Genomic DNA, 13,455 nt, shown 5'->3' on the forward strand with positions numbered 1-13,455 from the left:
CGAGGTTTATGCATGACAATCAGTCCTTTTGCGGGCAAGCCGGCGCCGGCCCAGTTGCTGGTGGATATCCCGCGACTGGTCACGGCCTATTACACCGGCCAGCCTGATGCAGCGATCTCTACCCAGCGCGTAGCCTTTGGTACCTCCGGGCACCGTGGCAGCTCGTTCGAACTGAGCTTCAACGAATGGCATGTGCTTGCCATCAGCCAGGCCATCTGCCTGTATCGCGAAGCCCAAGGCATCAACGGCCCGCTGTTCGTTGGCCTGGATACCCATGCACTGTCGACCCCGGCCGGTGCAAGCGCGCTGGAAGTGTTGGCCGCCAATGGTGTGCACGTGATGCTCGCCGAAGGCGATGAATACACGCCAACCCCGGCAATTTCCCACGCCATCATCTGCTACAACCGTGGCCGTACCAGCGGCCTGGCCGACGGCATCGTTATCACGCCGTCCCACAACCCGCCGCAAAGTGGTGGCTACAAGTACAACCCGCCCAACGGCGGCCCGGCCGATACCCACGTCACCAAGTGGATCGAAGCCAAGGCCAACGAGCTGCTGGCCAATAAACTGGCGGGGGTCAAGCGCATCACCCATGCCCAGGCGCTCAAGGCCGACACCACCCATCGCCATGACTACCTCAACAGCTACGTGGCCGACCTGATCAACGTGATCGACATGGACGCCATCCGCAGCGCCGGCCTGCGCCTGGGCGTGGACCCGCTGGGCGGAGCAGGGGTGCGCTACTGGTCGGCGATTGCCGAGCACTATCGACTGAACCTGGAGGTGGTGAACACTGAAGTCGACGCCACGTTCCGCTTCATGAGCGTCGACTGGGACGGCCAGATCCGCATGGACCCGTCCTCCAGCTACGCCATGCAAGGCCTGATCGGTCTCAAGGAACGCTTCGACGTGGCCTTCGCCTGCGACCCGGACCACGACCGTCATGGCATCGTGACCCCGTCCGGCGGCCTGTTGGCGCCGAACAACTACCTGGCGGTGTCCATCGACTACCTGTTCCAGAACCGTCCAGACTGGCGCGCCGATGCGGCCGTGGGCAAGACCGTGGTCAGCAGCGGCCTGATCGATCGCGTGGCCGCGCGCATCGGTCGTCGTCTCTATGAAGTGCCTGTGGGCTTCAAGTGGTTTGCCGATGGCCTGTTCGAGGGTTCATTGGGCTTTGGCGGCGAAGAAAGCGCCGGGGCGTCGTTCCTGCGCAAGGATGGCACGGTGTGGAGCACCGACAAGGACGGCCTGATCCCGGCCTTGCTGGCGGCGGAAATGACCTCGCGCAAAGGCCAGGACCCGAGCCAGATCTACCGTGGTCTCACCGATGCCTTGGGCGAGCCGTTCGCCATTCGTGTCGACGCCAAGGCCACCCCGGCGCAAAAAGCCTTGCTGGGCAAGCTGTCGCCGCAACAGGTGACTTCCACCGAGCTTGCAGGCGAAAGCATCCAGCAGATCCTCAGCCATGCGCCAGGCAATAACCAGGCGATCGGCGGGTTGAAGGTGATGACCGAAAACGGCTGGTTTGCCGCGCGGCCGTCGGGTACCGAGGACATCTACAAGATCTACGCCGAGAGCTTCATTGGCGAGGACCACCTCAAGCAGCTGGTGGAAGAGGCGCAGGTGCTGGTAGACGGCGCTATCTCGGAATAACCCCAATATGGGAGGGGGCAAGCCTTAATGCCAGTCAGTTAAGGCTTTTTGTAGGAGGCGATGTACGCTTAACTGACTGGCATTAGGGCAAGCCTCTCCCATAGTTTATTGGGCCAAAGCGTTGGATCAGGCCAGATCGACCAGCACGATCTCACTGTCTTCAACCGCCGTTACCCGCAACACTTGCTCATCCTCAACCGCCACACCGTCTCGAGCGTGCGCACGCAAGCCGTTGACCTCAATCACGCCGGTCGCCGGTACCAGATAAGCCCGACGCCCAATGTCCAAGCGGTATTCCGCGCTTTCCCCGGCTTTCAGGTTCGCCGCTACCAGGCGTGCATCCGCGCGGATGCGCAGGCTCTCGCTGTCACCGGCCTTGCCACTGGCCAGGGTCACAAACCCTTCGCGATCACCTTTCGGAAACGGCTTGGCGCCCCAGGAGGGTGGCAGGCCGGCCTCGTTCGGGATGATCCAGATCTGGAAGATCTTGGTCGGCGTGGCTTCCAGGTTGTACTCGCTGTGGGCGATCCCCGTGCCTGCGCTCATCACCTGCACATCACCGGCCTCGGTGCGACCCTTGTTGCCCAGGTTGTCGGCGTGGCTGATGGCGCCTTCACGCACATAGGTAATGATCTCCATGTCGCGATGGGCGTGCTGCGGGAAGCCGGTGCCGGGGGCGATGATGTCGTCGTTCCAGACCCGCAGGTTGCCCCAATGCATACGCTCGGGGTCGTGGTATTCGGCAAATGAAAAGTGGTGATGGGCGTCAAGCCAGCCATAGTGGGCGCCGCCCAGGGCGTTGAAAGGTCGAAGTTCAAGCATGATTGTCTCCTGTTGATGGCGCCTATGATCCGTGAGCCCATGATCGAAAAAAAGCGTAAAAAATGCCTGATTCCTATCGGTGAATTAGATTGATTGCTGGCGTTTTGACTTTCACTTCATCGCCTAACTGCATGACGGTAAAGCAATTGGCTGGAACTGAGCGCCGATTCCGGCGACCATGGTGCCCTTGTCAAAACCCAGCTCATCGCAGGAGTCCGCGTGCCGCAACACAAGCCTGATCTGCCCCCCGAACTGCGCCCATTGGCGGAAATGCCGCTGCTCAAACGCCTTGCCGCACGCCTGTTTGGCCATGGCCTGACGCGTTTGCGCGCACAGCATCGGTTTTCCTGGTTGCACGGGCAGGCCGATGGTTTTCGCAGTGGTCACGAGGCCGGCGTGGAGTATGGCTATCGCGAGGGCAAGGCCGATGGCATCGAGGAAGGCCGACAAGTCCTGTTGATCCGCGACTTCCGTCCCGATGAGCACCGCGCGCCCGGCGTCGATGACAGCCTGTTCGACGATTGGCGGCTACCCTTGACCGCCGACGTGAAGAAACGCATCAAGGCTGATGTGGCCCGGTTGCTGCCGGCCCATGCCCAGCCGAGCGCGGCGCAATGGAAGATGATCTTCAGCGATACGCCGTCAACCTCGGTGATCGCCGGTGCCGGCGCGGGTAAATCCACCTCGCTGGTGCTGCGTATTTTGCTGCTCACCCATTACCTGGGGTTCGAATTGAGCTCGATGACCGTGGTGACCTTCACCCGCGAGTCGCGCAAAGACTTCATCAACAAGCTCATGGACATTCTCACCCTGTGGGGCCAACCCATTGATATGAAAGAAGCCCAGGCGGTGGTACGCACCTTTCACTCGCGCATCCTGCCGATGGTCCGCAGCCTGCCGGGTTTTGAGCGCCTGCAGGCGTTTGAAAACCTCAGTGCCGGTTTCGAAGACGCTGACAGCAACCCGTTCGACCTGCGCATCAGCGACGCCCAGCGCCAGCAGATGAATGCCTGCTACCACCAGTTGCAGGGGCGACATGCACGGTTTCGTGAACTGATTGCACCGCTGGCACGCCACGGCCTGCAACTGCGCGAACTGGAGCGCGATCATCCGGATGTACAAAAGCGCATAGCGGTGACCGAACTGGCGGCCAAGCGTGATGAAGAACTCTGCGATGTGATCGAGGACCTGTGGTTTCGTGCCGGCGCCTGGCCGATCAAGGGGATTGAGCCCAGTCGCCAGCGCTTCGAAATCAATGGCGCGCAGTTCCATTGCCACGGCTATATCCCGGCGCTGGATGCGTGGGTAGTGCTGGGCTTTGACGCCAGGGAAAACCCCCAGGTCAGCCGGCCGAATTCGAAGCTGTCGGTCCGTGCAGAGTGGGCGGTAAAGCGCACCTTGTTTCAAGCTTTCTGTCGTAAGCCATTGATATGGATGGATAGTTATGATGCATCAAAGCGTCTTTTAAGCAGCCTCGGCGGGGATGCCAGCGCGGGTCCCGGCTTTGATTACAAGGTCAAGGGTGAGCTGGCGTCGGCGCCGCTGCTGGACAGTTTCGTGATGGCCGCCGGCTTTATCGAGAACCTGGGGCTGGACGTGCCGACCGCCGTCGGCCAGATGAGCTTCGCCAAGGACGACCCGGATCGGTTCTTCTTTGAAGCCCTGAGCATTTTCTGGAAGGCCCTGGAAGACCACCTTCTCGACCAATCACCGCCGATCATGACCTATAACCGCATGTTCTCGCTGTTCGGCGAGAACACCCCGGAAAATCTCAAGCTCCTCAGCGATCCGCTGCTGCGGCCAATGTCGCACCTGATGATCGACGAATTCCAGGACGTATCGCCCCAGATCGTTTCGTGGATACGCGCGAGCCTGCGGGAAATCCGCAGTCGTGGGCCGGCGATGCATGTGGGCCGTGGTGCGCAACGTTCGTCCTTGCTGTGCGTGGGCGATGACTGGCAGTCGATCTACGGCTGGCGCGGCAGTTCGCCCAAGTACTTCATGGAATTCAACCAGCAATTCCCGGCGCCGAGCACTACCCGCGTCATGCTCGGCGAGAACTACCGCAGCCATCAGCACATCATCGACGCCGCCGAACATATCGTGCGCGCCGCACCGGCCATCCCGGGGAAAAAGGCCAAGGCCAGCGGCACGCCAAAAGCCTTGGTGCCGGTCACGGTATTGGAGCGGGACGATGCGGCGTTGGGGCGGCAACTGCTGGAGCATTATCAACGGGGCGATTCGATATTAATGCTGTATCGAAAAAGTAGCGATAACTTACTGATTCAAGAGCATATTCAGTCGATTGTTAATGTTGATTCTAGCTTGCCCGCAGCGACGCGCAGGTTGAAGCAGCTGACGTACCACAGCGCCAAGGGCCTGCAGGCGGATGCGGTGTTCCTGCTCGGTGATTGCCAGCATGTGACCAGCTCGCCCTACAAGAACCAGGTCTACCGCATGGCGGGCCTGGGCAAGGACGGGGACAGCGAACCCTACGACACTGCGCAAAAGGACGAAGTGCTGCGCCTGGCCTACGTCGGGATTACCCGGGCCGTGAGCCATTGCTACTGGTATGTGGAAAAAACCGAGGGCCAGGCGGTGAATGTGCCCAAAGCCTCGGAGCGGGTCGACGGTAGGAAAGCGTTTTTCGACGATCAGCGCCATTAGTAGGGGACAAATGCGATTCCAACGTGGGAGGAGGCTTGCCCCCTCCCACAGTTGAGCTTCTTTCTGCTGGCTGGACCGGAATCAGGCCCTCAGCGACAACGGCGGCACAAACGACTCCAACTCATCCTCCACCGCCTCGATAATCCGCTCCACATCGGCAGCATTCATCACGGTGGCGCAGGGGATGCCGGCGATGGCAATCAGCGTCTCGCCGCTGGCCCGGTCGAACAGGCGGGCGACCATACTGCCGGGCGCATCCATGCTGCCCTCGAAGCCCATCGGATGAAAATGCCAGCGCATCAGCTGGCAGGCGTTGGGGAATGTCACTTTGTTCATGTTGCCCACCTTGTTCATTGAGCGCTTCCTTTAGCTCGCGGCAGGGGGCCAGGACCGTCACTGGTCGTGGCGTCGTAGAAGCTAAAAATAGCATTCGTTCGCAAGTACAAGGTGACTTTTTCTGCCCCGTTCGGCGGTTGTCAGCCATTCACTTGATGTGGGTCATCTCTTACTCACGATTGGGCACAATGCCACTAATGCGAAGTTCCAATTGGCCATTGTCGGCAGTGGCAAAATTCGGCAATCTCCGAGGTTTACCCGCCTCAGAGCCTTCCATGCCCGACATCGCGCCAGACGATGATTGCCATAACACCCACGCCACGCGTGAGCTGGTGTTGCGCCACCACCTGTGCTGGCGTCATCGCGACCTTGACGGCGTGATGTCCTACTACCACCCGGACATCCAGTACCACGACTTTTTCCAGAACCGTGTGGTCGGTTACGCCGAACTGCGTGAGTACCTGCAAGCCAGCATGCCCCGCGAAGCCGACGAAGCCATTGAACATACCGACCGCATCCGTGCCGATGGCGACACGGCATTCATCCAGTACCGCATCACCTTGCGCGGCGGTCAGGGGCTGGTGTCATTCCGTACCAGCGAGGCCATCACCGTCCGCGATGGGTTGATCTGGCGCGTCAACGAGTACGCGTCATTGGTGCATGAACAACCCTCCCAGGCCCAGCGCCCCAGCGTCAGCCGCCTGGGCCTGTCACCCCAGCAATTGGGGCATATGGCCAATGACTTGCAGCAGTACTTCGAGTGCAGGCAGCCTTATCTGGACCCGGAACTGGACCTGCAGCGTGTCGCCAAGGAGTGTGGCTACAGCCGCAATCAGATTTCCTACCTGCTCAACCAGGTGCTGGGGCAAAGCTTCTACCGCTACGTCAACCAGGCTCGGCTCCAGCACCTGCTGGCCGCACTGGATACCGCGCAACCACCGATCAAGGTCGACGACCTGGCCTTCGCCGCCGGTTTCAATTCGTTGTCGGCGTTCTACAGCGCCTTCCGCCAGCACACCGGCCAGTCGCCCAAGGCCTACGTCAAACAAATTTCCCTGCGTGCACGCGCGCAAGACAGCGAATAACCCGGAGTTCTAGGATCCCCCCATCGAAACGTGGTTGGGGAACTTGGCATGCCGGCATGGCGCACTATCAGTTTATGGATGGACCAACTGGACGACCCGCTGTCGGCGCGGCCGGCCCTTGAGCATGACCTGGACGTCGATGTGGCCATTATCGGTGCCGGCTACACCGGGCTGTGGACCGCCTACTACCTGAAACGCCAGGCGCCTGAGTTGAAGATCGCGATTATCGAGGCGCAAACCGCTGGCTTCGGCGCCTCGGGCCGTAACGGCGGCTGGCTGATGGGCAATCTGCTGGGCGAAGACCGCCTGCTGGCCGGCCTTGCGCCTGAACAGCGCCGCGCCTCCTTCGACCTGCTGCATGGCATTCCCGACGAAGTGGCCCAAGTGCTGGCCCGGGAAGGCATCGACTGCGACTACCGCAAGGGCGGCGCGCTGTACTGCGCCGCACGCTACCCCGAGCAGGAAGGCAGCCTGCGCGCTTACCTGGACAAGCTCTACGCCCAAGGCCTGACCGAAGCCGACTATCGCTGGCTGAGCCCTCGACAGTTGGCTGAACAGATCCGCATCGCCAAGCCCTATGGCGGTATCCATGCCCCCCATGTCGCCACGATCAACCCGGCCAAGCTGGTGCGCGGCCTTGCGCGGGTGTTGGAGAGCATGGGCGTGACGATCTATGAAAACACGCCGGTGACCCACTGGCAGTCCGGTACTGTGCGCACCGCCAAGGCCCGTGTGCGCGCTGCCTGGGTGGTGCCGGCTGTCGAGGGTTATGCGAATACCTTGCCGCCCCTCGGCCGATACCAGTTGCCGGTGCAAAGCCTGATCGTTGCCACCGAACCGCTGCCCGCCGGCACCTGGGATGAAATCGGCCTGAGCCATGGCCAGGCCTTTGGCGAAAGCAGCCGCCAGGTCACCTATGGCCAGCGTACGGTGGATAACCGCCTGGTGTTCGGCGCCCGCGGTGGTTACCAGTTCGCCGGCAAATTGCGCCACAACTTTGATTTGACTGACAGCGAAGTGGCACTGCGCCGCTACCTGTTCGGCGAACTCTTCCCACAGCTGAAAAAGGTGCGGATTACCCATTCCTGGGGTGGCAACCTCGGCATGTCGCGCCGTTTCCGCCCGCACATGCTCTGCGATCACAAGACCGGCATCGCCCTGGCCGGTGGTTACGGCGGGGAGGGCGTCGGTGCCACCAACCTGGGCGGCCGCACCCTGGCCGACCTGATCCTCAGTCGCGACACACCGCTGATCCACCAACCCTGGGTGATCCGTGAGCGTGGCCTGCACGCGCTCAAGGCCTGGGAGCCGGAGCCATGCCGCTGGCTTGGCTACAACGCGATCATTCGCAGTTTTGTCCATGAAGACCAGGTGCTGGCCAACCCCAACACAGCACCTTGGCGCCGCAAGCTGGCGATCGGCATAGCCGGGTTCATGGAAGGTTTCATGCATTGAGCCGTTTCACCTAAACGAGAAAACCCCATGAGCATCACTCAATTCAAAGACGCGCTGCATGCCCAACTGCCGGACTCATCACCGGTGGCCGTGCCCCTGGGCGAGCCGATCGCCGTGGCCTCGACCTTGAGCGTTGAACGCAGCGACGGCGTCGAGACCGGTATCTGGGAATGCACCCCGGGCCGCTGGCGTCGGCAGATCACATCCCAGGAGTTCTGCCACTTTATCCAGGGTCGCTGCACCTTCACCCCTGACAACGGTGAAATCGTTCACATACAAGCCGGTGACGCACTGATGTTGCCGGCCAACAGCACCGGTATCTGGGACATCCAGGCAACCGTGCGCAAAACCTACGTACTGATTTTGTAACGCTTTGATCCTTGATCGCCTGCCATAAAAACAGCCCTAAAATCGCCAGGAAATCGAACCATGAAAGCCATTGCCCTGTTGCCCTTGATGTGGGTGGCCGCTATCAGCCAAGCCGCTGAGACGGTGAAGATCTACAACTGGTCCAGCTATATCGCGCCGGACACAACGAAGAATTTCCAGAAACAAACCGGCATCGGTTTCAGCTACGACGTGTATGACAGTAACGAAACCCTCGACGGCAAGCTGATGACGGGTAACTCCGGCTACGACGTGGTGTTTCCGTCCAACCACTTCATGGCACGGCAGATCCAGGGCGGCGCCCTGAAGAAGCTCGACAAGAGTCAGTTGCCCAACTGGAAAAACCTCAACCCCGTACTGCTCAAGGCCCTGGAAAACAACGACCCGGGTAATGCCCATGGCTTCCCGTACTTGTGGGGCAGTACCGGCATCGGCTATAACATCGACAAGGTCAAGGCGGTACTGGGGGAAAACGCACCGGTGGATTCCTGGGACCTGATCTTCAAGCCCGAGTACATGGAAAAGCTCAGCAAGTGCGGGGTAGCGATCCTCGACAACGGCCCGGAATTGCTGCCCATCGCCCTCAACTATCTGGGGCTGCCGTCCCACAGTAAAAAACCCGAAGACTACAAAAAGGCCGAGGCGCTGCTGATGAAAGTGCGCCCCTATGTGGCGTACTTCCACTCCTCGAAATACACCGGCGACCTGGCCAATGGCGACATCTGCGTGGCGGTCGGTTTCTCCGGCGACGTACTGCAAGCCGAAAGCCGCGCCAAGGAGGCTAAGAATGGGGTGAAGATCGGCTATCAGATTCCCAAGGAAGGCGCCGCAATCTGGTTCGACATGGTGGCCATGCCCGCCGATGCCCCCGATGAAAAGGCCGGCTACGCGTTCATGAACTACCTGCTGGAGCCCCAGGTGATGGCGGACATCACCAACTCCGTGCACTACGCCAACGGCAACCGTGCAGCGGATAGCCTGGTAGACCCTGAGATCAAGGCGGACACCAAGATCTACCCCAGCGACGAAATGATGGGCAAGTTATTCGCGCTGGAGGCGATGCCGCTGAACATCGACCGGATTCGCACGCGGGTGTGGAACACCATTCGAATGGGCCGCTGAAGAAGTCTGATGTGGGGGGAGGGCGAGCCCCCCATTAATCTGAGTCTTGCATAAACAATTTCAGGCGACCGCATTCTTGTGGTGAGCGGGCTTGTCCCGCGCTGGGGTGCGAAGCGCCCCTGATGAAGACGAATGCGGTGTATCAGGTATTCCTCTGCGCCTGGTTTTGGGGCTGCTGCGCAGCCCGACGCGGGACAAGCCCGCTCACCACAGGGGTCCCAGTTTTCTGCGTGACAGCGCTAGGTCGAAGAGATTGTGGGACCTCCCACACTTGGTTTGAGTACACCCTGGGCTTCACGGGTTTTCCAGGTCATGCCCCAACGACTGGATAAACAACGAAAACAGTTCCGGCTGTGACGAGATGTCCAGCTTCGCGTACAGATGCCGGCGGTGCACCTTCACCGTGTCCGGCGAGATATGCAGGCGCTCGGCCATGGCCTTGGACGAGAATCCGCGCAGTACCAGGCGGGCGATTTCCAGTTCGCGGTCCGAGAGCACACCGCAACCGAATTGGCTCAGTGCATCCCGGATCTGGCTGTCCATGGCCGGCGCGCGCCGGGTGCTTTGTTGCCAGTGCTGCTGCATCAACGGCAGCACCCAGGCGGCCAGCGTCGTCAGCAACCCGGTCTCCTCAACGCTGAATCGCCGCTGCATGCCCAGTGACAGCGACAACGTCCCCGCGCCCGGCAACTGCAGGATCAATTGCACCTCGTCTTCCAGCACGTTGTCGTGGAAGTAGCTGAGGAAATACTCGCTCTGGCGAAAATGGTCCGGCGCCACTTCCTCAAGCCGGTACACGCCGCTGGCATACCCCTCGCGACACGCCTGGAAAAACGGATCGAGCAAATACAGGCCATTGAGGTACACCAGCATCGACGCCGGCTTGCTGCTCGGCTGGGCGTCGTACTCTTCCAGTGCCTGGGGCGCACCATCCACGGGATAGAAGATCGCCAGCGCGTTATCGAAGGGTACGCATTGGTGCAACAACAGCACCAGCTGTTTCCAGAAACGCTCGGTGCCGATGTGCGCAACAGTGCGGCCCAGGCCGGCGTGCATGCCGACTTCACGAAACAGGCTCATGTAGCAAGCTCCCGCCAACAAAAGATCGCCCCAAGGGTTCGGCTTTTGCCGGGTGCCGTCAAGGGGAGTACGCCAATAGGGGAATTGGCTGGCATAAACCCCACGGTTACCTTTGGCATCATTCAGCGGGAAACATATCCCGCCACTTTCAGACCTTTCGTTTCTGCCTCACACCAAGAACAACGACAGAGGATAACGATATGAGCACTTCCCCCACGCCCGACGGCGTGCTGAAACCCACCCTGAGCGTCTTCGATGTGGTGGCCATTACCGTTTCGGCTGTGACCCCCGCCAGTTCCGTTTTCGTGATCGCGCCCTTTGCCATCCAGCAGGCTGGCAGCGGCGTGTTCCTGGCGTTCGTGATGGCAGGGCTGCTCGCGCTGATGTTCGCGTTTTGCTACGCCGAACTGGGCCGCGCCCATAACAGCGCCGGTGGCGAGTATGTGTATGCCAAGCGCGTGTTCGGCGGCATGGCCGGCTACGCGACGTTCCTGACCGTATTGGTGATGCTGCTGTTTATCCCGCCGGTATTGGCCACCGGTGCCGCAACCTACCTCAACAATGCTTTGGGTACCAGATTCGACGCGCAAACCGTGGCCCTGGTGATCGTGGTGTGCAGCTACGCCCTGGGCATCCTCAATATCAAGCTCAACGCCTGGATCACCGGGGCCTGCCTGCTGCTGGAAGTCGCGGCGTTGCTGGTGATCGTGTGCATCGGCTTCGGTAACCCGGTGCAGCCGGCCAGCGTGCTGTTTCAACCCCAGATCGTCGAAAACGGTGTGTTGCACCTGGCGCCCTGGGCCCTGGTGATCGGCGCGGTAGGCATTGGCCTGTTTTCCTACAACGGTTACGGCCCAGCCGTGTTGCTGGCCGAAGACATGAAATGCGGTGGCAAGGGCGTGCACAAGGCGGTGCTGTGGTCCCTGGGACTGGTGGTGGTGATCGAGCTGGTGCCGATCACTGCGCTGTTGATCGGCGCGCCCTCACTGAGTGCGATGATCAGCAGCCCGGACCCCATCGGCTACCTGCTCACCAGCCATGGCAATGAAACCCTGTCGCGCCTGGTCAGTGCGGGCATCTTCCTGTCGGTGTTCAACGCCATCGTCGCCATCGTTATCCAGATTGGCCGCGTGGTGTTCAGCAGCGGGCGCGATGCATTGTGGACGCCTACCATCAACAAGCTGTTTACCCGCATTCATCCGCGCTGGGATTCACCCTGGCTGGCCACGCTGTTCCTGGCGATCCCGTCGGCGTTGCTGAGCTTCAGCTCCAACCTGACCGACCTCACCTCGTTCAGCGTATTGCTGATCATATTGGTGTACCTGGTGGTGGCGTTGAGCGCGCTGATGAGCCGCGTGCTGCTGCGCGACCGCGAGCATCCCTATCGCATGCCGCTGTGGCCGCTGCCGGCGTTGCTGGCTGCACTGGGCGCGGGTTACTTGCTGGTGACCTTGATCTACGCGGCGTCAGTACGCGACATCATGATCATCATCGGCTTGCTGGCCCTGTCGGTGATTCTGTATTGCATCAGTGGCCGGTCGAGTCCGGCCTTTCAAAAATTGTAAGGAGTGGTTATGCGTGCACGTCAATTGGGCATCACGCTGGGGCTGGGCACACCCGGCGAGTTGAATGCCATCACCGACGTTCCCGGGGTTCGGGTCGGTCACTGTACGCTCAAGACCCGCGTCGACGGTAAACAGGTGCGCACTGGCGTCAGCGTGGTCCAGCCCCGCGCCGGGGAAGCGCGGTTGCAGCCATGCTTTGCCGGGTATCACGTGCTGAACGGCAATGGCGACGCCACTGGCCTGGAATGGATCAGCGAGGCGGGCCTGTTGACCACGCCGCTGGCCATCACCAACACCCACAGCATCGGCATCGTGCGCGACACCTTGATTGCCCTGGAGCACAAGCGCCTGGCGGACCCGGCGGTGTACTGGTGCATGCCGGTGGTGATGGAAACCTACGACGGCCTGCTCAACGATATCTGGGGCCAGCACGTCACCCCCGAGCATGTGCGCCAGGCGCTGGACAGCGCCGAACGCGGCCCCGTGCAAGAAGGCGCGGTGGGCGGTGGGACGGGGATGATCTGCCATGAATTCAAGGGCGGTATCGGCAGCGCCTCGCGCCGTTTGCCGGCAGAGCAGGGCGGTTGGACTGTCGGCGTGCTGGTCCAGGCCAACCATGGCAAGCGCCAGGAACTGCGGGTCGACGGCTATCCGGTGGGCCGCCGCTTGATGGACCTGCCGTCACCCTTTGCCGAACGAGGCACGCCGGGCATGGGCTCGATCGTGGTGATCATCGCCACGGATGCGCCCCTGCTGCCGCACCAATGCCAGCGCCTGGCACAACGCGCGTCTATAGGCATCGCGCGCACCGGCGGTGGCACCGAGGATTCCAGCGGCGACCTGTTCCTGGCCTTCGCCACTGGCAACCAGGAACTGCCGCCAGCGGACTACGCGCGCAAGGGCCTGCCGTTGAGCAGCACCTTGCAGATGGTGAATAACGATCATATATCCCCGCTGTTCAGCGCTGCGGCGGAGGCGGTGGAGGAGGCGATCATCAACGCAATCCTGGCGGGCGAAGACATGGTGACCGACGACGGCGTACAGGTTCCGGGCTTGAAAGGCGAAACGTTGATACGGGCATTGCACGACACGGGCTGGCGCGCGTCCCGATAAGGGAGGGCCAGCGCCGATATATAAATATAAACAGTGGCTGTTTAATGTCGCCAATGACACCGTGACAATACAATGGATCCAATTATCAAGTGCGCCGTTCAACTTGAGTGGCTTTAGCGCTATTTAATATTTAAATAACCCTCCGCTGTCTTTTGTCGGACAACAGC

General features: G+C 61.0%; 11 protein-coding genes. 8 read left to right on the forward strand and 3 right to left on the reverse strand.

From position 1 onward, the window contains the following. Positions 1 to 12: 12 nt before the first annotated feature. On the forward strand, positions 13 to 1,656 hold the full coding sequence (gene pgm, locus F6S08_RS17105) for a phosphoglucomutase (alpha-D-glucose-1,6-bisphosphate-dependent) (protein ID WP_065927598.1): 1,644 nt from the start codon (positions 13 to 15) through the stop codon (positions 1,654 to 1,656). 126 nt (positions 1,657 to 1,782) lie between these two features. Here pgm and F6S08_RS17110 read toward each other — a convergent pair whose 3' ends face one another. Next, complete coding sequence (locus F6S08_RS17110; RefSeq protein WP_315872007.1) at positions 1,783 to 2,478, reverse strand: pirin family protein; 696 nt, start codon at positions 2,476 to 2,478, stop codon at positions 1,783 to 1,785. 219 nt (positions 2,479 to 2,697) lie between these two features. Here F6S08_RS17110 and F6S08_RS17115 point away from each other — a divergent pair, with 219 nt between their 5' ends. Beyond that, complete coding sequence (locus F6S08_RS17115) at positions 2,698 to 5,145, forward strand: UvrD-helicase domain-containing protein (protein WP_315872008.1); 2,448 nt, start codon at positions 2,698 to 2,700, stop codon at positions 5,143 to 5,145. Between the two features lie 81 nt (positions 5,146 to 5,226). Here F6S08_RS17115 and F6S08_RS17120 read toward each other — a convergent pair whose 3' ends face one another. Beyond that, the gene (locus F6S08_RS17120) at positions 5,227 to 5,499 is read right to left on the reverse strand and encodes a DUF1652 domain-containing protein (protein WP_027605770.1); all 273 of its coding nucleotides are present in this window, start codon (positions 5,497 to 5,499) and stop codon (positions 5,227 to 5,229) included. 257 nt (positions 5,500 to 5,756) lie between these two features. On the opposite strand from F6S08_RS17120, the gene F6S08_RS17125 reads away from it, so the two are divergent. From F6S08_RS17125 to F6S08_RS17140, 4 genes are read left to right on the forward strand one after another with little or no spacing between them, the layout of a single operon-like run. Continuing rightward, the gene (locus tag F6S08_RS17125) at positions 5,757 to 6,566 is read left to right on the forward strand and encodes a helix-turn-helix transcriptional regulator (RefSeq protein WP_065927595.1); all 810 of its coding nucleotides are present in this window, start codon (positions 5,757 to 5,759) and stop codon (positions 6,564 to 6,566) included. 48 nt (positions 6,567 to 6,614) lie between these two features. After that, positions 6,615 to 8,021 carry an NAD(P)/FAD-dependent oxidoreductase gene (locus tag F6S08_RS17130; protein WP_137211912.1) on the forward strand — a complete coding sequence of 469 codons (1,407 nt, stop codon included), beginning with the start codon at positions 6,615 to 6,617 and terminating at the stop codon, positions 8,019 to 8,021. Positions 8,022 to 8,048: 27 nt separating this feature from the next. Next, positions 8,049 to 8,390: a cupin domain-containing protein gene (locus F6S08_RS17135; protein ID WP_065927593.1), complete on the forward strand. Its 342-nt coding sequence runs from the start codon at positions 8,049 to 8,051 to the stop codon at positions 8,388 to 8,390. A gap of 60 nt (positions 8,391 to 8,450) precedes the next feature. Further along, positions 8,451 to 9,530, forward strand: coding sequence for a polyamine ABC transporter substrate-binding protein (locus F6S08_RS17140; RefSeq protein WP_065927592.1), 1,080 nt, complete (start codon positions 8,451 to 8,453; stop codon positions 9,528 to 9,530). 294 nt (positions 9,531 to 9,824) lie between these two features. Here F6S08_RS17140 and F6S08_RS17145 read toward each other — a convergent pair whose 3' ends face one another. After that, the gene (locus tag F6S08_RS17145; protein WP_065927591.1) at positions 9,825 to 10,610 is read right to left on the reverse strand and encodes a helix-turn-helix transcriptional regulator; all 786 of its coding nucleotides are present in this window, start codon (positions 10,608 to 10,610) and stop codon (positions 9,825 to 9,827) included. 200 nt (positions 10,611 to 10,810) lie between these two features. On the opposite strand from F6S08_RS17145, the gene F6S08_RS17150 reads away from it, so the two are divergent. After that, complete coding sequence (locus F6S08_RS17150; RefSeq protein ID WP_065927590.1) at positions 10,811 to 12,175, forward strand: APC family permease; 1,365 nt, start codon at positions 10,811 to 10,813, stop codon at positions 12,173 to 12,175. Positions 12,176 to 12,184: 9 nt separating this feature from the next. Further along, positions 12,185 to 13,288, forward strand: a complete 1,104-nt coding sequence (locus F6S08_RS17155; protein WP_065927589.1) for a P1 family peptidase — start codon at positions 12,185 to 12,187, stop codon at positions 13,286 to 13,288. The last annotated feature ends 167 nt before the right edge of the window (positions 13,289 to 13,455 follow it).

Origin of the sequence: Pseudomonas sp. JV449 (assembly GCF_032424295.1) — a bacterium.
Lineage (GTDB): Bacteria > Pseudomonadota > Gammaproteobacteria > Pseudomonadales > Pseudomonadaceae > Aquipseudomonas > Aquipseudomonas marginalis.